At 73.6% G+C, this 19863-nt stretch carries 15 protein-coding genes; 9 read left to right on the top strand and 6 right to left on the bottom strand.

The window, feature by feature from the left end:
• Window positions 1-21 precede the first annotated feature (21 nt).
• Window positions 22-1605, bottom strand: a complete 1584-nt coding sequence (locus R2B67_RS09195) for a hypothetical protein (protein ID WP_317817261.1) — start codon at window positions 1603-1605, stop codon at window positions 22-24.
• A 169-nt stretch (window positions 1606-1774) separates the two neighbouring features.
• On the opposite strand from R2B67_RS09195, the gene R2B67_RS09190 reads away from it, so the two are divergent.
• On the top strand, window positions 1775-1954 hold the full coding sequence (locus R2B67_RS09190; RefSeq protein ID WP_317817260.1) for a hypothetical protein: 180 nt from the start codon (window positions 1775-1777) through the stop codon (window positions 1952-1954).
• 1206 nt (window positions 1955-3160) lie between these two features.
• Here the strand turns inward: R2B67_RS09190 and R2B67_RS09185 are convergent.
• From R2B67_RS09185 to R2B67_RS09165, 5 genes are all read right to left on the bottom strand, one after another.
• Complete coding sequence (locus R2B67_RS09185; protein ID WP_317817259.1) at window positions 3161-3319, bottom strand: DUF6760 family protein; 159 nt, start codon at window positions 3317-3319, stop codon at window positions 3161-3163.
• Entirely contained in the window at window positions 3316-3825 is a 510-nt protein-coding gene (locus R2B67_RS09180) for a hypothetical protein (RefSeq protein WP_018509799.1), read from the bottom strand. Before R2B67_RS09180 ends, R2B67_RS09185 begins: the two co-directional genes overlap by 4 nt.
• Window positions 3822-4262: a phage tail protein gene (locus tag R2B67_RS09175; RefSeq protein ID WP_007457189.1), complete on the bottom strand. Its 441-nt coding sequence runs from the start codon at window positions 4260-4262 to the stop codon at window positions 3822-3824. The genes R2B67_RS09180 and R2B67_RS09175 overlap by 4 nt, the downstream gene beginning before the upstream one ends.
• 65 nt (window positions 4263-4327) lie before the next feature.
• Window positions 4328-5875 (bottom strand): phage tail sheath family protein, encoded by a 1548-nt coding sequence (locus R2B67_RS09170; protein WP_317817258.1) that lies wholly within the window; start codon window positions 5873-5875, stop codon window positions 4328-4330.
• Between the two features lie 717 nt (window positions 5876-6592).
• Entirely contained in the window at window positions 6593-8005 is a 1413-nt protein-coding gene (locus R2B67_RS09165) for a COG1470 family protein (protein WP_317817257.1), read from the bottom strand.
• 219 nt (window positions 8006-8224) lie between these two features.
• Here R2B67_RS09165 and R2B67_RS09160 point away from each other — a divergent pair, with 219 nt between their 5' ends.
• From R2B67_RS09160 to R2B67_RS09125, 8 genes are all read left to right on the top strand, one after another.
• A complete protein-coding gene (locus R2B67_RS09160; RefSeq protein WP_317817256.1) occupies window positions 8225-8953 on the top strand; it encodes a helix-turn-helix transcriptional regulator in 729 nt (242 codons plus the stop codon).
• Between the two features lie 228 nt (window positions 8954-9181).
• Window positions 9182-12394, top strand: a complete 3213-nt coding sequence (locus R2B67_RS09155) for a hypothetical protein (RefSeq protein ID WP_317824809.1) — start codon at window positions 9182-9184, stop codon at window positions 12392-12394.
• On the top strand, window positions 12391-13098 hold the full coding sequence (locus R2B67_RS09150) for a Pvc16 family protein (protein ID WP_317817255.1): 708 nt from the start codon (window positions 12391-12393) through the stop codon (window positions 13096-13098). The genes R2B67_RS09155 and R2B67_RS09150 overlap by 4 nt, the downstream gene beginning before the upstream one ends.
• On the top strand, window positions 13095-15254 hold the full coding sequence (locus R2B67_RS09145; RefSeq protein WP_317817254.1) for an ATP-binding protein: 2160 nt from the start codon (window positions 13095-13097) through the stop codon (window positions 15252-15254). Before R2B67_RS09150 ends, R2B67_RS09145 begins: the two co-directional genes overlap by 4 nt.
• A gap of 128 nt (window positions 15255-15382) precedes the next feature.
• A complete protein-coding gene (locus R2B67_RS09140) occupies window positions 15383-16153 on the top strand; it encodes a CoA transferase subunit A (RefSeq protein ID WP_317817253.1) in 771 nt (256 codons plus the stop codon).
• Window position 16154: 1 nt separating this feature from the next.
• Complete coding sequence (locus R2B67_RS09135) at window positions 16155-16817, top strand: 3-oxoacid CoA-transferase subunit B (RefSeq protein ID WP_317817252.1); 663 nt, start codon at window positions 16155-16157, stop codon at window positions 16815-16817.
• Between the two features lie 186 nt (window positions 16818-17003).
• Window positions 17004-18317 carry an extracellular catalytic domain type 1 short-chain-length polyhydroxyalkanoate depolymerase gene (locus R2B67_RS09130; protein ID WP_317817251.1) on the top strand — a complete coding sequence of 438 codons (1314 nt, stop codon included), beginning with the start codon at window positions 17004-17006 and terminating at the stop codon, window positions 18315-18317.
• 27 nt (window positions 18318-18344) lie between these two features.
• Window positions 18345-19784 carry a 3-hydroxybutyrate oligomer hydrolase family protein gene (locus R2B67_RS09125; RefSeq protein ID WP_317817250.1) on the top strand — a complete coding sequence of 480 codons (1440 nt, stop codon included), beginning with the start codon at window positions 18345-18347 and terminating at the stop codon, window positions 19782-19784.
• The last annotated feature ends 79 nt before the right edge of the window (window positions 19785-19863 follow it).

Genomic DNA, 19863 nt, shown 5'->3' with positions numbered 1-19863 from the left:
TGCCGGGGGCGGTGCGCGTTGTCAGCGGCGGCCGTCGTGGAGCCGTCCGGCGCGCTCGCGCCCGCGGCGCATGTCGGCGCGGATGAGCCGGCTCACGGGGTCGAGGAGACGGCGGGCCAGCTCCTCGATCTCGGCCCCGGAGATGCGGCTCGCGGTGCTCGCCGCATTCTCCGCCGGCGTCTCGGAGGTGGGGGCGAAGCCGGACGTGTCGTCGGCCGCACGCTGAACGGGCCTGGGTGCCCCGGTCTGTGTGCTCCTCTGCGCGCTCTTCTGTGTGCCCTTTTGCGTGCCCTTCGGCGGGACGGCCGTGACCGGGACGCCGGTGATGCCGGCCTGGGCGGCGGCGCGTTGCAGCACCTGGGCCTGTGTCGGGGGCCGTCCGGGGGTGGCGCTGTTGCCGGCGCTGGTGCCGGTGCCGTTCGGTCCGGAGGCCGATGGGTGCGGGCGCGGTGGAACCCGTACGGAGAGGGCCGGAGGGCCGGCCAGGGGGGCGTCGCCGCCGGGCGCCGGGCCTGCGGGCGGGGGGCCTGCGGGGTCGGGCACGACCGGGAGCGGCACGCGCTGGACGGGTACGACGGTGGCCCCGGGCGCGGCCGCCACGGGGGGATGGGGGCGGACGACCGGGACCGCGCGGGCGGGCGGGGCGGACTGCGGGTTGGGGGTGCTGTGGCTGGTGTGCCGAAAGGGGGTTGATCCTGACGGCGAGGACGGCGATGACTGCGACATCGAAGCCGACCGTTGCGGTGTCTGCCCCGCTGTGCGGGCTTGGGGGCTGGGCGATGACGGGGTGGTGCCCGCCGTATCCCGTACCGAACGGCGCTGTACGAGCCGCTGGAGCGCGCCACCGATGGCGGACCCGCTCTTGGACCCGCTCTTGGCCGGGGCGGTAGTGGCTAGTGGTCCGCTGCCTTCAGGGCTGGTGGTGCGTTCGCTGGCGGTGTGCCGGGGCGCGGGGGCTGCGTCTACGGCCCGCTGGACGGTGGCGCCGGGCATCGGGCCCGCCGCCGGGGCCGCCGTCGGCGCCGCGCCGGGGGTACGGGTGCGGGGTGCGCTGCGCCGGGGCGTCGCACCCGCTGACGTCCGGCGCCCCCCGGTCTGCGGGTCGCCGGGGCGCGCGCCGCCGGTTCGCACGTTCGCGGGCTGTGCGCCGCCGGCCCCTGGTGCACCGGGGACCGGCGCACCGGACCCGGCCGTCCCACGCCCGTGCCCGGGCTGCTGTACGTCGCGGCGCCAGGTGGCTGCCACGACCGGGCGGGCCGGGCTGCCGCCCGCTGTCGTCGTCGGTGCGGCCGAGAACCCTTCGGCCGCACCGGTGTTCACCTTCAGGTCCCGGCCCGAGAGCAGGGTGCGCGAACGCTGGACGGTGGGCGTCAGTGCGGCGGTACCGGCGGAGGGTGTGGCGAGCGCCTGTCCACCCTCCCGCCGCGGGCCGATGTTCCGGATACGGACCGGGGCCGGGGGAGTGGCCGGGGAATCGGAGGTTCGGGGCGCGGGCGTCGCTGTGCCCGACCCCGTACCCGTAACCGTGCCCGACGGCGTACGCGGGTGGGCGCGCTGGCCGTCCACCGCGCGCTGTACGGGCGCGGCGGCGGAACGCACCGGCATCGCGGACGGCGTGCTCGGTGAGGCCGTTGAGACCGGTGCTGGGGTGGCCTGCGGAGGTGTGGACTGCGGTGCCGGTGCGCCCGAAGGGCCCGGCTGCGTACGACGACGGTCTCCGAGGAGCGGCGCGTCGCGCTGGACCCGGGCGGTCGACGGGAGGGAGGTGAGGGGCGTGCCGATCCCGCCTCGCGTACGGCCACGGGGGCCGGCGGAGGGGGCGTCGGCGGGCTGCGTGGGGGTGGGGGCGCTGGGGCGTTGTGGCGTACGCGACGTGCTGGTCGGCGCCTGCCCCGGCGGGGGTGTCGCTGCCGGTGAGGACGGTGCGGCTGCCGTCGGTGTCTCCGACGACTGACGCTGGAGTACCGGCATGGCCGCCGCCTCTTGCCCTGCCGGGGCAGTCGGCGTGGCCTGCCCTTGCCCTGCCGGGCCTGCGGGGATGGCCCCTGAGGGCAGTTCCCGCAGGGGCTTGCCCAGAGGAGGGCGTACGGCCTCGGGCGCGGGAGCCGGTGCTCGGCCGGGGCTGTCCTGCCGCGCGGGGGCGGCCGCCTGCTCCGGCTGCGGCTGAGCCACGGTGCTCCGCTGCACGGTGCCGGGAGCGGCGGGTGCGGCAGGTGCGGCTGGGGCGGAAGGAGTCACGGGGGTGGCGGCGGTGGCGGTGGCAGGGCCAGCGGGCGGCAGCCCGGTGATCTGCCGCAGCCGCATCGCCGGACGCCGGGCGACGATCAGGGGAGGCGCGGTCCGCCGTGGACGTACGGCGGCGGGACGCGCCCGCTCAACAGCCGGAACCGAAGCCGGAACCGAAGCCGAAGGAGCGGCTGCGTCCGAGGCAGCGGCAACGGCGTCCGAAGAGGACGGAGCCGCACCGGCCTTCGCGGCCCGCTGCACAGGCGGCATGGCTGCCGCGCCCGCGCTCGCGCCCCCAGCAGAGGAGGCGCCCGGGCGTGAGCCAGGCGCGGCCCCCGCTCCCGTACCCCGTCGCTGGACCGGGGCACTCCGCCCCGGCTTCCGGCCACCCGCGCGCCCCGCCGCCGCAGCCCCAGACGCCGACGGCAGATCCACCGCAGCCGGACCGGCCTCCGCCTCGCCCTCCGCCTGCGGCCGGGCCGCCCGCAGCAGCAGCGGCCCACCGGGCGAGGTGGGACGCGCGGAGCCCGGGCGGGTCACGCCATGGATGAGGCCCACCGGGGCGGACGGCAGGACGGCGTGGCCCAGCTCGCCGCCGAGGGCGGGGTTCTGCCAGGAGGCGAGCTGGGAGCGGAACCGCAGCCCGTCGCTCACCCCGATCGAGGACCGGGCAACGGTCACCGCGGGTGGGGCGACCCGACGCCACCCCCCGTCCCAGTCGGAGCCGCCGGAAGCGGGGGCCCCTGAAGCGGAAGCCCCGGCACCGGGCACCCCCGTACCGACGCCCTCGCCCCCGGCACCGGCCGAAGCGTCAGCCCCGACACCAGCCCCGGCACCGGCCGAAGCGTCAGCCCCAGGACCGGCCACCGCATCGGCGACACCGCCCCCCTGCCCGTCCGTCCGGCGGCGCAGCCAGTCCCCGAGCCCCACACGATCACCTGCCTTCGTTGACGCGGGTGTTGATCCGCGCTATCTCCCGCACCCACTGCTGACGTTCCGCGTGGGTGAGGTCGAGAATGTCCTCACGCTGCCAATGGAAGTGGTAGGCGACGTACGCGATCTCCTCCCGCAACCGGGGAAGCGCGTACGTCACGATTCCCCCAGGCGCCCACCCGAGAGGTCCACCTCGAACGAGCCGTGGCAGAGCGGGCAGGTCACCGCGGCGTGCGTGTGGCCCTCGCTGTTGATCCGGCGGTAGAAGTCCTGGAGGAACGCCACATCCGTGGCGTACATCCGCTCCACGATCCCGGCGTGCACATCGGTGACCGTGCCGAGCTGGGTGATGACCTGGCTCAACAGCACCACGGACAGGTACGCCGGGTTCTCCTTCACCCGCAGGTCGATCTGCGGGCGCAGCTCGTCCCGGGCGGTCGCGAGCCGCATGGTGCCGTGCCGGTGCAGCTGGCCCTCGTCGTCGACGTACCCGCGCGGCAGCTCGAACGCGAACTCCGTCTGGAGCGCGTCGCGTTCGCGGGAGCGGTCGCGGGGCGGGGCCGCCGCCGCAGGGGCGGCGGCCTCCTCACGCGGGGCGGGCGCGGCGGCGAGGGTGTCCAGGACCTCTTCGAGGCCGGCGCCCGGCGATACGGTCCGGCGCCTCATTCGACCACGATCTCCTCGAAGGTGATGGTCACCGTCTCGGTCGCGGCGCTGGACTCGCCGGCCTTGAGCGACGGGCCCTCCCACTTGGAGGCCCAGCCCTGCATCAGCTGGATGCGCCGCACGGTCTCACCGGTCGAGTCCTTGATCTCGATCGTGAGGTTCTGGCGCGCGGTGTCGACGGCTCCGTTGTTGAGCGTCTCCTTGATCCAGGTGGTGAACTCGCTGCTCTTGTCGAGCCCGCGGGTGATCGTCACCTCGCCCGCCTGGCGTGCGCCGGGCTGCTTGCGGATGATCTGCTTGCCCTCGGCGGTCACCTGACGGACCTCGACGACTTCTTCCTCGACGGTCATGCCGCTGATCTCCTGGATGGACTCCACGAGATAGCCGCCGAGCTGCACGCCGAATACGTGGGTGGAAAGAGCGTCGCCCTCTGCCATGACTGTGTGTCACCTGTTCCGCTAGTGAAGATGAGAGATGAAGGGGGTGAGGAGGACCGCGAAGGTCACTCGTCGATGAGGCTGGTGCTGTCCGAGAACTGCGCCAGGCGGAAGACCACGAACTCCGCGGGCTTCACCGGGGCGACGCCGATCTCGCAGACGACCTGGCCCAGGTCGATCGACTCCTGCGGGTTGTTGCTCCGGTCGCAACGGACGTAGAACGCCTCCTCGGCCGTGCGGCCGAACAGCGCGCCGCGTCGCCACTCCTCGGTGAGAAAGGCGGTGACGTTGCGCCGGATGCTCGACCAGAGGCGGTCGTCGTTCGGCTCGAAGACCACCCACTGGGTGCCGATCAGGATCGACTCCTCCAGGTAGTTGAAGAGCCGGCGCACGTTGAGGTAGCGCCAGGCCGGGTCGGAGGAGAGGGTGCGGGCGCCCCAGATGCGGATGCCGCGGCCGGGGAAGGCGCGGACGCAGTTGACGCCGATCGGGTTCAGCAGGTCCTGCTCGCCCTTGCTGAGCCGGATCTCCAGGTCCACCGCACCGCGGATGACCTCGTTGGCGGGAGCCTTGTGGACTCCGCGCTCGCCGTCGCTGCGCGCCCAGACTCCGGCCACGTGACCGCTCGGCGGGACCAGGGAGTTGCGGCCGGCCGCCGGGTCGAAGACCTTCACCCAGGGGTAGTACAGGGTGGCGTAGCGCGAGTCGTAACCGGCTTCGTCGTTGCGCCAGTTGCGGACCTGCTGGGCGTTCATGCCGGGCGGGGTGTCCAGGACGGCGACCCGGTCGCCCATCTGCTCGCAGTGCGAGATGACCGCCAGCTGCACGGTCTTGACGCCCTCGGCGTCGATCTCGCCGCGCTGGAAGGCGCTCATCAGGTCCGGGACGGCGACCATGGTGATCTCGTCGATCGACTCCAGGCCGCCGAACCCGGTGCGGGCGGCGGCGTCGCCGACGTACTCGGACGCGTCGAGCCGCGCGACACCGGAACCGGGGGTGCCGGAGGCCGGGGCGGGCGCGAGGGCGACGGTCTGCTTCTCGGGGCGGCTCTGGGCCGTGCCGGGCTGCTCGGTGACCTGGACGAGCTTGGAGTCGCGGGCCTGGGTGACCAGGTAGCCCTTGACGTTCTTGCGGGTCGAGACGTCGTACGTCTCCACCACCTTGCCGGCCTGGCGGACCAGCAGCTTGAAGCGGTCCTCCGGAGGGTTCTCGCCCTCGGGGTCGGCGATCTCGACGGAGAGGTCCGCGCCGGTGCCGGACTTGGCGGCGACCAGGAAGCCGCCGAGGGCGACGGGCGCCGGGGCCTGGCCGACGGCGCCGGGGGCCGTGGCGCCGGACGCGCCCTGCGCGGGGCCGCCGATGCGCACGATGTAGGCCGCGCCGCCGCCGTTGGCGAAGAAGCCGTAGACGGCGTGGGTGAGGTAGGTGTCGGCGGTGAAGGTGCCGAACGTCTGGACGTACTGGTCCCAGTTGGTCACCAGCGTCGGCTGGTGGAAGGGACCCGTCTCGGCGAAGCCGACGAAGGCTGCGACCGCGGTGCCGACTCCCTCGATGGGCCGTGCTCCGGACTGCACCTCCTCCACGTATACACCGGGGGTGAGGTACGACGGCATGCTCGCTCCTTCGGGGTGGTCACTCGTTCACCGATCAGTCTTGCCCGGTGGCGGTGGCCGGGAGTAGGCCTCAAAGTCCTGCGCGCGGGGCAGTGACTCTGCCTTCCCGGGCACCCGTACGACGGTGAATGCTGCCCTTGGCGGACCGGCCGCGCCGCTCGCGCATTCGCGGCGGCGGGCGTATTCGGGAGGCCTGAGATGACGCGGAGGGGAACAGCGGGTCACGGAAGTGTTTCCCCTCCGGCCGTCGTTCCGGGGATTCGCCGGAATTAGGGTTCCGGTTCCCTGCGGCGATGTGTTCGGTATCTCTTTTTCTCGATGAACGTCACATGGCGAAAAACCGTAGGGGGTCCACCGGCAATCGTGGCGGGCTGACGGGATTCGGCCAGAATGCGCCGAGAAGGTGTGGTCGGCCGACCGGGTTGCGCCGACGGAAACGGGCGCCCGACCGTTCCGATCGGGCGCCCGGCGTCTCCCGCCGAACCGTCAGCAGCGGCTCTGATCAGGCTCGTTCGTGCTCCGGTCCGCGGCAACCGGATATTCTTCTCAGGTCGTCGGCGTCGCGGATGACCGAATTGGTATAGACCTCTGGGGGATTCGGGAGGATGAATCCGCCATCGCTCGGCACGCCGGGTTTCCTCCGGGGCCGGGTATCTGCTGTTGTCGTCACCAATAGGGGGAGCGTGGCGTCCCGGCGCCGCCGTATCCGCTGTTGTTCTACCGTGCGAGATCGCTCAGTACACCGCTGACGTTAATCACCTGATGGCAGCCAGAAGCCTGTGTTCCGGTCGCCGGAGTGCCGGGCTTGGCACAGGTGACGGCAGCGGTGACTGTGGCGTTCTCCGGAACCTGAATGGGGGTGACCCAGTGATAGTCCTGATTACGGAAGGTTTCCAGCGCGATGGTGGTGATCTTCCGCTCCCCGAAGGAGATGGTCAGCACCCCCTCGTCGCCCTGGAAGTTCGCCACCACGATGTCCGTGATGCCGAAGACCTTGCCCGCGGGAACCTTGTACGTCCCCACGCCCTCGATCCCGGCGTTGGTCTCCACGTCGATCGTCGCGGAGCTCTGCTCGGTGCCCCCGCCGCCCGTGCCGCCCGGGCCGGTGCCTGCCCCCGGTCCCGTACCGGAGCCGCCGTTGCCGCCGGGCGTGCCCGGCGCGTCCGGCCCGGTGCCCTGGCCCTGGTTTCCGCCCGGGCTGTCCGGGCCGCCCGGCGCGGGCGAACCCTGCTGCTGTCCGCCGCGGGCGGCCTCCTCCTGCGCGGCCTCGGTCGCCGCCTGCTTCGCGGTGCTCTTCACCGCAGGCCGCACCAGTGCGAACCAGGCGAGCAGCAGTGCCAGCAGCGCGGCCAGCACGATCAGCAGCCACTTGGGCAGCACGGGAAGCTGGAGGAACTCGCCGGGCACCGGCTCCGGACGTACGGTCTCCGGCTGCGCGGGCTCCGGGCGTACCGGCTCCGGCCGTACCGGCTCCGGCCGTACCGGCTCCTTGCCCCCGGCCTCCGCCGCGACCGCCTCGACGGGCGCCTCGGCTTCGGCGGCCTCCACCTCGAACGGCCAGGTGACCGGCTCGCCGAACCAGATCAACTTGGCCGCGCGGACCTTGAGCCGTATCTCGGCCGACTCGCCCGGTTCCAGCCGCTTCTGACCCGGCGTGAAGCCCAGCCGCAGTTCCTCCCCGGCCTGCTTGCCGGTGAAGGCGACGTCGACCGGGGTGTTGCCCTTGTTCTGCACGGCGGTACGGAAACGGGCGCCCAGCCAGCCCCGGCGGCGGCGCGGCTCCAGCTCGGTGCGCAGCTCGTGGAACGGCTCGACGGTGACCGTGCCCTCGGGCACCACCACCGACTCCGGGTGCTCCGCGGGCAGTACACGGACGGCCAGCGGCGTCTCGCCCGCCTTGACCTCGTGGGAGCGGGGAGGGGCGAAGGTGAGGGTCACCGTCTCGGAGGTGCCCGGGTAGAGCGACACGCGGGCCGGCTCGACGGTGCTCCACGCGGCGCAGTCGCCGACGACTTCGAGGGTGTAGGCCTCGACGATGTCACCGTCGTTGCGCACGGTCAGGGTCGTCGTCGCGGTACCGCCGGGCGACACCGTCACCGTGAGGATTTCGAGTTCGGCAGATGTGGTCACCCTGCGACGGTAAGCCGCCCCGGCGGCTGCGCAGCAGGGTCGCGAGGGCAACGAGCGGGCAGGGCGGATGCCCCGGGAGCACACCGGTCCGGTGGTGCCGCGACCCCGCCCCGCGCCCGTGCCCCCTGCCGAAGACCGGTGCTGTGGGCAGCGGAGAGAAGGCATATCGGGCGGAAGTACTGAGGAAGACGGCGCGGAACGATGACTACGGCAGACACGATGACTACGGCAGACATGACGAGCAGGACGACGGAGCGCGGTCAGTACCGCAGGCCCGACGCGGGCCGGCGGGCCGCCGCGCGGGCCACCCCCGGGGCGGGGTCCGGCGGCAGGGTCACCGTGGCGGTGTACGCGGAGGACCTGATCCTCCAGACCGGCATGCTCCACCAGCTGCGGATGCGGCCGGAGATAGAGCTGATACCGGAGGCCGAGGCCGACAAGGCCCAGGTCTCCCTGGTGGTGGTGGACATGGTGGACGACGCCACCGTCCAGCTCCTGCACCGCCTCCAGCGCAACACCTCCACCCGCACCGGGCTGGTCGTCGGCTTCTTCGAGTCGGGTGCGCTCCAGACGATGATCGAGTGCGGGGTCGCCGCCGTGCTGCGGCGCGGCGAGGCCGACCAGGACCGGCTGATCCACCTGGTCAAGGCGATGGCCAACGGCGAGGGCGTCCTCCCGGGCGACCTCCTCGGCAAGCTCCTGGACCATGTCAGCAGCCTCCAGCGGACGGTGCTGGACCCCCGCGGGCTCACCCTCTCCACCCTCACGGCACGGGAGGCGGAGATGATCCGGCTGGTGTCGGAGGGCTTCGACACCTCGGAGATCGCGCAGAAGACCTCGTACTCCGAACGCACCGTCAAGAACGTGCTGCACGAGGTCGCGACCCGGCTCGAACTGCGCAACCGCGCCCACGCGGTGGGCTACGCGATGCGGCACGGGCTGATCTGACCACGCCGGGCCTTCCCGCCGGGGCCGGGTCCCCTGTGGGGCCGAGCCCCCGGCGGGAAGGAGCAGCCGCAAAGGGCAGCGGCTCCTTCCCCCGGTCCGGGTACTTGAGGCCTGTCTTCCTGCCCCGCGCGAGCGCGATGCTCGACGGTGGAGCGTCATCAACAGACTGTGAGGTGGGCCGTGACCGGCACTGCTGGCCCGGCGAAGCATTCCCGGTGGGGCCGACTGATGGGCGCCGTGGTGCTGCTGGCGCCGCTGCTGGTGGTCGGGTCGGCCGCCGCCCCGCACGGGGCGGCCGACGCGGTCGCCGCACCGTCACCGGCGGACCCGGCGGAGGCCGGGCGGATCGCCTTCGCCGGTACGGAGCACCGCAGCCTCGGGCAGGCCGACGCGGAGAAGACCACCGGCCCGCTCTTCGGGGACGGGCCCACCCACTACGACGAGGACCCCTCCGCGCGCGGCGGCGTCCTCGTCTTCACCAGCCTCCGCGACAGCGTGCGGCCGCAGGTGTACGTGCGCGACGCCGACGGGACCGTACGCCGGCTCACCACCGACCGGGACGCGGCCAACCCCGAACTCTCGCCGGACCGCCGTACGGTCGTCTTCGACTCCGCCGAGCCGGGCCCCGGCGGTACCGTCCAGCGCGACCTCTGGGCGGTCGGCGTCGACGGATCGGACCTGCGTCGGCTCACCGACACCCCGGACAACGAGGAGTCCCCTACCTTCTCGCCGGACGGCACCCGGATCGCGTACGCCTGCGACGGCGACGCCACCCGCGGCTGGCAGATCTACGTGCGCGCCTTCGCCGGCGGCGAGCAGACCCGGATCAGCGACGGACCGCCCGGCGACGCCAAGGACCCGTCCTGGAACCCGGTGGACGACGACACGCACCGGAGCCGGATCGCGTACACCCACATCACCGACCCCGACCCGGAGAAGGGCTACCGGCTGCGGGTCACCGAGGGCCTCGGCACCGACCGGCCGCTGCTGGCCGGAGGCCACGCCGAGTGGGGCAGCCACTCCGTCTCCTGGCTGCCGAACGGCGACGACGTCCTCTTCCTCAGCCCCTTCCACGTCTGCGGCTGCGACGACTTCGACCACGTCTACCGGGGCCCGGCCTTCTCCGAACAGACACCCGATCAACTGGTCTCCGAGGACCGCGACGTCGCGTCCCCGACCTGGACCGGCAGCGACAGCACGACGGGCGAGGTCATCGTCTCCCGGATCAGCGCCTCGGCCGCGAACGTCGTCACGCTCCAGGACGTACGCCAGGACGGCTCCGACCCCCGCGACCTCGGGTTCACCATCCTCGACGAGGACCCGGCCGCCCGCACCAACACCGACCCGGCGCTCGACCCGCTCTTCAACCCGGCGGCCGGGTACGACCCGTGGACCGAGCGGCAGAACTACACCCCCGACGGGCGGCGCATCGTCGTGACCCGCTTCGAGGGCCCGGACGACGCGCGGATCCAGCGCATCTGGATGGTCGACGCCGACGGCACCAACGGCTCCGCCCTGCCGCTCGCCGGACGCGGTGAGCGCGACTGGGACACCGACCCCACCTTCTCGCCCGACGGCACCAAGATCGCGTTCACCCGCACCTCGCCCGGTGGCGTCGGCGAGGCGGCCGGACCGGGCCGCATCCTCATCGCCGACGTGGCCTCCGGCGCGATCCTCGACGAGATCCGCCCGCCCGAGGGCCAGCAGCAGGGCCGCGACGCCCAGCCGACCTGGTCCTCCGACGGCGTCAACCTCGCCTTCACCCGTACCCAGGTGATCAACGGCAACGGCGGCAACAAGCACATCTGGGTCGTGCCGGTGAGCAGCCTCGGCCAGCAGCGGGACCTCAGCGCCACCATCTGCCCCGGCGACTGCGAAGTCATCGACGACAGCCCGGCGTTCTCCCCGGACGGTACGCGGGTGGCCTTCAACCGCAAGGACGGCGGCGGCCGGATCAACGAGCGGGCGGGCATCATCGTCAAGCCCCTGCGCGGCGGCGGCTGCCGGGTCGTGCTGCCCTCCTCCGAGCGGGACAACCCCGACGGCTGCGACCAGGAGATCCCCGACACCACCGGGACCGGCCCCTTCCAGCCCCGTGACGTGGCCTGGTCGCCGGACGGCAGCCGGATCGTGCTGTCCTCCCGCCGGGAGCAGGCCGTCAACTCGATGGAGCAGCTCTCCGTCCTCGACCTCGCCTCCGGTGAGCTGACGCCCCTGGACAACGACCACGCCGGACGCCAGAAGGAGCCGAGCTACCAGCAGTCGGTCGACCTCGCCGTGACGGCCCCGCCCACCGGGCCCGCCGTGGAGGTCGGCTCCTCGGTCGAGGTGAAGGTCACCGTGGTCAACCGCGGCCCCTCGCCCTCGCCCGGGACCGTCTTTACGGCCGACCCCCCGCCCGGTGTACGGCTGGAGGAGCTGACCACGCCCGCCGGGAGCTGCGGAGCCGGCTCGCCCCAGTGCGACCTGGGTGTCGTCCCGCCCGGCGCGAGCGTGGAGATCACCGCCAAGCTGACCGGCGTCACCCGCGGCGACCAGCCGATCGGCTGGTCCGTCACCGGCACCGTGCTCGACCCGAACCCCACGGACAACGCCACCGGCACCCTCGTACCCGTCCAGGACGTGCCCCCGCCGACCCCGACGCCCACCCCGCCGACTCCGACTCCGCCGACCCCCACCCCTCCCACGCCTCCGACCCCCACCCCGGCGCCCCCGACCACCGCGCCCGCACCGCCTCCGCCCCCGGCCCCGCGCCCGCCCGCCCCGCGCCCCCCGGCCCCCCTGCCGCCCGCGCCCCTGGCCGGCCCCGGCGTCGTGGTGCGGGCCCAGCCCAGCCCCGGCTACGTCGGCGGCAAGGTCGTCGTCACGTACACCGTTCGCAACGGCCGGAACGCCACCGCCACCGGCCTGCGGCTCCAGCTCGGCCTGCCCGGAACCATCCCGTCCGGCCCGCTCCCGGCAGGCTGCACGGCCGGACAGTGCGCGCTGCCCGACCTGGGACCCGGCGCCTCCACCGTCGTACGCGTCGTCCTCTCCCCGGACCGCGCGCTGCGCACGTCCATCACCGCGACGCTCACCACCACCGGCACCGACGCGAACCGGAGCGACAACCGCTCCCGCATCCCGCTGCGCATCCTCCAGCCCCGCATCATCGCGGTGCCCGCCATCGGCAAGCCCGGCTTCGTCACCTCGGTGCGCGGCAAGGACTTCCCGCCCGGCGCGCCCGTGAAGCTCAGCTGGAAGCCGGGGATCACGGCGGCGGCCGCGCCGACCCTGCCGAACCCGGACGGCACGTTCATCGCCCAGCTGCTCATCCTGGCCAAGGACCAGACGGGCCCGCGCATCATCACGGCCAAGGGCCCCGGCTTCTCCCCGGTCACGACGGACTTCCTCGTGGTGCTCGGCACCATCACCCCGCCGGACGAGGTGATCCGCCGATGATCCACGAAGTCGACGAAGCGCTCCGGCTGTTGCTGGTCGACGCCGGACTCCAGGAGAGCGGTGTCGACCTGGTCTTCGACGCACCGACGAAGGACTGGTCGGCCCGGCGCAACGCCCCCACCATCAGCGTCTTCCTGCACGGCATCCGCGAGGACGCGGGCCGGCGGCGCACCGGCACGGCCGAGGAGCACGACGAGAACGGGATGGTCATCGGCTGGCGCACCCCGCCGCGCTGGTTCGAGCTGACCTACCTGGTCACCGCCTGGACCAACCGACCGCAGGACGAACACCGGCTGCTCTCCGAGGTGTTGCGCTGCCTGATGCGGCACGACACGCTGCCCGCCCCGATGCTCACCGGCAGCCTCGCCGAACTCGCCCTCACCGTGGAGCTGGAGGCGGCGGGCCCGCGCACCGACGGCCCCTCGGCCTCCGACGTGTGGTCCGCGCTCGGCGGTGAGCTGAAGGCCGCGATCGACCTGCGCGTCCTCGCCCCGCTCGCCGGCGAACGGGCCCCGGCCGGACCGCCGGTCACCGAGGGCCTCGTCATGAAGGCCGCCCCCGCCGTGGACGGCACGGCGGCCGACGACCCGGGCCGCCGCCTGCGGTACGAGGGAGCGGCCGACCTGGACGCGGAAGGGTTCGCCGCGACCCGGGAACGGCAGCTGCCGCCCGGCCGGCGCAAGCGGGGGAGCGCGGCGCGATGACGGCGAGCGTTACCGAGAGCGCGCCTGGCCTCCCCGCGATGGTGGACGTCGAGGTGCTGTGGGAGCGGCTGGCCCGCGTCGAGGAGCGGGTCCGGCAGGCGGTGGCGGCCCGGCGCGCCACCGACCCGGAGCCGGACGATCCGTACCGGGGGCAGTACCTCACCCCGGACGCGGTGGAGCGCATCCTGGAGTCGCGGGACGCGTTCGCGCCCGTACCTTCGTACGGTGCTGAGCCGCCGTCGTACGCCACGGAGCCGGACTCCCGGCTCGCCGGGCTGGCCCGGAGCTTCGGTCTGGTGGAGCTCGACGTGGAGCTGCTGCTGGTCGCGATGGCGCCGGACATCGACGCCCGGTTCGAGCGCCTCTACGGCTACCTCAACGACGATCTGACCCGCCGCCGCCCCGCCATCGGCCTGGCGCTGGAGCTCTGCGGGCTGCCCGCCGCCGGCTCCGGCCGCTTCCGGTTCCAGCCGTCCGCGCCGCTCGTCGCGGGCGGGCTCCTGGAGATCGGCGAGACCGAACGCCCCCTGCTCTCCCGCACCTTGAGGGTCCCCGACCGGGTCACCGCGCACCTCCTCGGCGACGACGAACCGGACGGGAGGCTGCGCGGCCTCGTCCGGGTGCCCGCCCCCGACAGCACCCGGGACGACCGCGTCGACGGCACCGACGACGACCGGCCCGAGGCCTACCGCATCGCCGCCGCCCTCGCCACGGGCAGCGGCCTGGTGCACCTGCTCGACCGGGGCGGCGACCCCTCCGGCCTGGCCGTCGAGGCGCTCACCGCCGCCGGCCGCCGCCCCCTGGTCGTGGACATCGCGGCGCTCGCGGCGGCCGGTGACCGGGCGGCCGAGCTGGTACGGACCCTGGCGGCCGAGGCCCGCCTCACCCACGGCGGCGTCGTACTCGGCCCGTTGGAGACGCTCGCGCCCGAACGCCCGGAGGGCGCCCGCCTGCTGGCCTCCCTCTGTACGGCGGTGAGCGGCACGCCCCTGATCGCGTACGGGAAGAAGAACTGGGACCCGCTGTGGACCCGGGACAGCCCGGTCCCGGTCGCCGTCCTGCCCCCGGGCCCGGCGGGCGCGGCCCGCCGGTGGCGGCAGGCGCTCGCGGAGGCGGCCCGGTCCGTGGGGCTGCCGGACGCGCAGGCACCGGCCGACGACGACCGCCTGATCGAGGCCACCGCCTCCTACCGGCTCGACTCCGACCAGCTGCGGAAGGCCGCCACCGTCGCCACCCGCCTCGCCGCCCAGGAGCAGCGCCCGGTTCACCCGGACGACCTGCGCACGGCGGTCCGCGCCCAGAACGGCGCCGGTCTGGAGCGGCTCGCCCGCCGCATCGAACCCGCCGTCGGCTGGGACGACCTGGTCCTGCCCCCGGCCACCCGCACCCAGCTCACCGAACTCGCCCTCCGCGCCCGCCACCGCGAACAGGTGCTCGGCCAGTGGGGGATGCGGCCGGGCGGCGGCCGGGGGCGCGGGGTCATCGCCCTGTTCGCGGGCGAGTCCGGCACCGGCAAGACCATGTCGGCCGAGGTGGTCGCCCGCGAACTGGGGATGGAGCTCTACGTCGTGGACCTCTCCACGGTGGTGGACAAGTACATCGGCGAGACCGAGAAGAACCTGGAGCGGATCTTCGTCGAGGCCTCCGACGTCAACGGCATCCTGCTCTTCGACGAGGCCGACGCGATCTTCGGCAAGCGGTCGCAGGTCAAGGACGCCCACGACAAGCACGCCAACGTGGAGTCGGCGTACCTCCTCCAGCGCATGGAGTCCTTCGACGGGATCGCCGTGCTCACGACCAACCTCCGGGCCAACCTGGACGAGGCGTTCACCCGCCGCCTGGACGTGATCGCGGAGTTCCCGATCCCGGACGCGGAGCAGCGCCTCGCTCTCTGGGACCGCTGCCTGGGCACCTCGATCCCGCGCGATCCGGCGCTGGACCTGGAGTTCTGCGCGGCCCGCTTCGAGCTGGCGGGCGGCTCGATCCGGGCCTGCGCGGTGACCGCCGCCTACCTCGCGGCGGAGTCACGGGCCCCGCTGACCATGGACCAGCTGGTCACGGCGGTGCTCCAGGAGTACCGCAAGCTGGGGCGGCTGGTGCTGGAGAGCGAGTTCGGACCGTGGCTGGCGAAGGAGCGGGAGCGCGGGAAGCGGTAGGGCGTACCTCGGGGGCATGGCCCGCAACCACCCGGACCGGCGGTGATGTGTGGGCGGACGCCATCGCCGTACGCCGTCCTCCGTTCCTAGTCTCGTCGCAGTCGATGCGGCGGGGAGAGGACGGACGGATGAGTGTGGACAAGGTGGTCGCCGACCCGGCGGACGCGATCGCGGACGTGCCGGCCGGGGCGTCGCTGGCGGTCGGCGGATTCGGGCTCTGCGGCATCCCCGGCGTGCTGATCCACGCCCTGCTGGAGCGGGGCGCGGGCGGACTGCGGGTGGTGTCCAACAACTGCGGGGTGGACGACTGGGGCCTCGGCCTGCTGCTGCGGGCAGGGCTGATCTCCCGGATGACCAGCTCGTACGTGGGGGAGAACAAGGAGTTCGCCCGGCAGTACCTCCACGGTGAGCTGGAGGTGGAGCTGGTCCCCCAGGGCACCCTGGCGGAACGGCTGCGGGCCGGCGGCTCGGGTATCCCCGCGTTCTACACCCCGGCCGGTGCGGGCACCTGGATCGAGGAGGGCGGACTGCCCTGGCGGTACGGTGCCGACGGCTCGGTCGCCGTCGCCTCACCGCCCAAGGAGACCCGGGTCTTCGACGGCCGGGACCACCTCCTGGAGGAGGGCATCACCACCGACTTCGCCCTGGTCAGGGCCGCTGTCGGCGACCGGCACGGCAACCTCCGCTTCCACTCCTCCGCCCGCAACTTCAACCCGCTGGCCGCCATGGCCGGACGCGTCACGATCGCGGAGGTGGAGGAGCTGGTCGAGCCCGGCGAACTCGCCCCCGACGACATCCATCTGCCCGGGATCTTCGTGCAGCGGGTCGTCCCGGTCGCCCCCGGTGACCCGCGCGCTGAGAAGCGCGTGGAGCGCCGGACCGTACGCATGGAGGCCTGAGATGGCACTGACCCGTGAGCAGCTGGCGGCCCGCGCCGCCCGGGAGCTGGCCGACGGCAGCTACGTCAACCTGGGCATCGGCCTGCCGACCCTGATCCCGAACTTCCTGCCCGAGGGCGTGGAGGTGGTGATCCAGTCGGAGAACGGCCTGCTGGGCGTCGGCCCGTACCCGGAGGAGGACGACGTCCTGCCCGATCTCATCAACGCGGGCAAGGAGACCGTGACCCTGCTGCCCGGCGGCTCCTGCGTCGACTCCGCGCTCTCGTTCGCGATGATCAGGGGCGGCCACATCGACGTGGCGGTCCTGGGGGCCATGCAGGTCTCCGCCGCCGGGGACCTCGCGAACTGGGTGATCCCGGGCAAGATGGTCAAGGGGATGGGCGGGGCCATGGACCTCGTCCACGGGGCCCGGCACGTCATCGTGGTGATGGAGCACACCGCGCGGGACGGTTCGCCGAAGCTGCTGGCCGAGTGCACGCTGCCGCTCACCGGGCGGGGCGTGGTGCACCAGGTCATCACGGATCTCGCGGTGCTGGACATCACCGCCGAGGGGTTCCTGCTGCGGGAGGTGGCGGACGGGGTGACGGTGGACGAGGTCCGGGCGGCCACGGGTGCGGAGTTGACCGTACGGCTGGATTCCGGCGCTCCGGCCGTACGCGTGTAGCAGGGGGGCGCGCGCCGCCGCAACGGGTGGCGGCGCCTCGTTCCGGGCCGGGTTGTGGCGCGCACCGCCATTACCCGGCCCACCGCGCGCTTCCTACGGTGACGGACCTCGGAGGCTCTGCGGGACAGGGCCGCCGGGGCCACGGGATCACGGGCGATCCCGTGCCGCCGCCCACGGGAGGTCACGTTGCCGTACGTCACGCCATCGCACCCGGCACCATCACCACGCAGGCCGCGACGCGGCGGGCGCTGGAGCCGCACCGTCTCGGCGCTCGCCGCCGCCGTCACGCTCGCCACCGGAGCCGCGCTGCTCACCCCGGCGGCCGAGGCGCAGGCGGCCGTTCCCCCGACCGCCGCTGCCGCCCCGTGGGCCGCCGCCGCCCTCGAACGGGTCTCCAACTTCGGCGCCAACCCCGGCGCCCTCACCATGTACGTCCACCGCCCCGCCGCTCTCCCCGCCAAGGCCCCCGTCGTCGTCGCCCTGCACGGCTGCACCCAGAGCGCGCAGCTCTACGCCGACAACTCCGGCCTCAACACCTTCGCCGACCGGCACGGCTTCCTGGTCGTCTACGCCGAGACCACCACCGCCAACAACGCCAACAAGTGCTTCAACTGGTTCCAGCCGGGCGACACCCGGCGGGGCCAGGGCGAGGCCGCCTCGATCCGGCAGATGGTCGCCCACGCCACCACCGCGTACGGCACCGACCCGGCTAAGGCCCGTGTCACGGGCCTCTCGGCGGGCGGGGCGATGACGGCGGTGCTGCTTGCCGCCTACCCGGAGGTGTTCGCCGCGGGCGCGGTGGTCGCCGGAATCCCGTACGGCTGCGGGGTCGACGTGGTCTCGGCGTTCAGCTGCATGAGCCCCGGCGCCGACCGCACCCCCGCCGCCTGGGCGCAGGCCGTACGCGACGCCCACCCCGGGTTCGCCGGACCCTGGCCGAGGGTCGCCATCTGGCACGGGGACAACGACGCGACCGTGGCCCCGAGGAACGCCGACGAGCTGCGGGACCAGTGGACGGCGGTCCACGGCCTGGGCCAGACCCCGTCCCGTACCTCCACACTCGGCCCCAACAACACCCGCAGGAGCGAGTACGGGCCGACCCCCGGACAGGCGGCGGTCGAGGTCAACAAGGTTCCGGGCATCGGCCACGGCACCCCGGTCGCCCCGGGCAGCGGCCCCGAACAGTGCGGCGCCACCGGCACCCAGCACTTCATCGCCTCGATCTGCTCCAGCTACTGGATCACCCGCTTCTTCGGCCTCGCGGGCACCACCACCGAGCCGCCCACCGAGCCTCCCGTGGACCCGCCCACCGAGCCCGCCGCCTGCTGGACCGCCAGCAACTACGAACACGTACGCGCGGGCCGCGCCACCACCACCGGCGGCTACGCGTACGCGAAGGGCTCAGGCCAGAACCTCGGCCTCTACAACACCTTCGTGACCCACACCCTCAAGGAGTCCCCGGCGGGCCACTACACGATCGCCACCGGCTCCTGCCCCTGACCCGCTCCGACCTCAAGGAGGCCCCCCATGCCACCCGCCCCCCAGAGACGCCACCGCCACCGCCGGTGGCTCCGCCCCGCCGCCCTCGCCGCAGCCGCGCTGACCGCCTGGACGGCCGCCGCCCCGGCCACCGCCGCACCTCCGCTCCCGGACACCGCCAAGGCCGCCGCCCCCTGCTCCCGTACCGACACGCTCAAGGTCCCGGGAGCCGCCCACCAACAAGCCTCCTGCCTCACCGAGTTGACCACCGCCGGAACCGTCGCCTCGGGCCACACCGACCCCGCCGACTGGGCCGGCCTCACCCCGGCCGGACTGACGACCCCCACCGGCGTCCCCGGCATCCAGATCGACGGCTACTTCCCCGACACCTCCACCACCAACACCAACCACGGCTGGAACCACGACTCCCAGTTCGTCATCCGCCTCCCCGACCGCTGGAACGGCGGCCTGGTCGTCTCCGGCGCGCCGGGCGTACGCGAGCAGTACGCCAACGACCGGGCCTTCGGGGACTGGGCGGTCTCGCAGGGCTACGCCTTCGCCGCCACCGACAAGGGCGCGACCGGCGCCGCCTTCCACCGTGACGGCGAGACCCCCGGCGACGCCCTGGCCGAAGGCAACCACCGGGTCACCCAACTCACCCGGGCCGCCCGCCAGGTCGTCGCCCGCCGCTACCACCGCCCGCCCACCCGCACCCTGGCGATGGGCATGTCCAACGGCGGCTACCTGGTGCGCTGGCAGCTGGAGAACCACCCCGAGCTGTACGACGGCGGCGTCGACTGGGAAGGCACCCTCTGGCGCACCGAGGGACCGAACCTCCTCACCTTCCTGCCGCCCGCCCTGCTCCACTACCCCTCGTACGCGGCCGGCGGCGCGGGCGCCGAGCAGGCCCACCGGGCGATGACGGCGGCGGGCTATCCGGCCGGCTCGGAGTTCCTCTGGCCTTTCCACCACCAGTACTACTGGGACCTCACCCAGCGGATCTACCGGGAGGAGCTGGACCCGGAGTTCGACGGGGCGACGGAGGCCGGGACACCGTTCTGCGCACCGGGAACCCCGGCCTGCGACGCCGACTACGTCTACGCCGACCGGCCGAAGGAGGTCAGGAAGGCCGTCGCGAAGATCGCCCTCACCGGCAGGATCGGCAAACCGCTGATCAGCTTCCACGGCACCTACGACGTCCTTCTGCCGATCTCCCGCAGCTCGGACGTCTACGCACAGTTGGTGAAGCGGGAGGGTCGCGGCCACCTCCACCGGTACTACCGGGTCGAGGCGGGTACCCATGTGGACTCGCTCGCCGACGCCTTCCCCGGCCGGGTGCGCCCCCTGGTGCCCTGCCACCGCTCGGCGGCCACCGCACTGGAACGCTGGCTGGACCACGGCGTACGCCCCCCGTCGAGCCGCACGCTGAAGCTGCCGGCCGGGGCGGACGCCGGGAAGCTGCTCACGTACTGCCCGCTGACCGGCTAGACAGTGGTGGCGGCCGCCATACCGGCCGCCGCCACTGTGGCGATCCGGCCCATGGGATGTCCGGCCGGGGGTCTCTAGC

Origin of the sequence: Streptomyces cyaneofuscatus (genome assembly GCF_033109485.1) — a bacterium.
Lineage (GTDB): Bacteria > Actinomycetota > Actinomycetes > Streptomycetales > Streptomycetaceae > Streptomyces > Streptomyces cyaneofuscatus.
This window is presented reverse-complemented; position numbering and strand designations above follow the sequence as displayed.

Coding starts and splice junctions, on each gene's coding strand:
- R2B67_RS09195 (WP_317817261.1), bottom strand. CDS start 1,605: ATGCCGGTGCGTTCCGCCGCCGCGCCCGTACAGCGCGCGGTGGACGGC.
- R2B67_RS09180 (WP_018509799.1), bottom strand. CDS start 3,825: ATGAGGCGCCGGACCGTATCGCCGGGCGCCGGCCTCGAAGAGGTCCTG.
- R2B67_RS09175 (WP_007457189.1), bottom strand. CDS start 4,262: ATGGCAGAGGGCGACGCTCTTTCCACCCACGTATTCGGCGTGCAGCTC.
- R2B67_RS09170 (WP_317817258.1), bottom strand. CDS start 5,875: ATGCCGTCGTACCTCACCCCCGGTGTATACGTGGAGGAGGTGCAGTCC.
- R2B67_RS09160 (WP_317817256.1), top strand. CDS start 8,225: ATGACTACGGCAGACATGACGAGCAGGACGACGGAGCGCGGTCAGTAC.
- R2B67_RS09155 (WP_317824809.1), top strand. CDS start 9,182: ATGGGCGCCGTGGTGCTGCTGGCGCCGCTGCTGGTGGTCGGGTCGGCC.
- R2B67_RS09150 (WP_317817255.1), top strand. CDS start 12,391: ATGATCCACGAAGTCGACGAAGCGCTCCGGCTGTTGCTGGTCGACGCC.
- R2B67_RS09145 (WP_317817254.1), top strand. CDS start 13,095: ATGACGGCGAGCGTTACCGAGAGCGCGCCTGGCCTCCCCGCGATGGTG.
- R2B67_RS09140 (WP_317817253.1), top strand. CDS start 15,383: ATGAGTGTGGACAAGGTGGTCGCCGACCCGGCGGACGCGATCGCGGAC.
- R2B67_RS09135 (WP_317817252.1), top strand. CDS start 16,155: ATGGCACTGACCCGTGAGCAGCTGGCGGCCCGCGCCGCCCGGGAGCTG.
- R2B67_RS09125 (WP_317817250.1), top strand. CDS start 18,345: ATGCCACCCGCCCCCCAGAGACGCCACCGCCACCGCCGGTGGCTCCGC.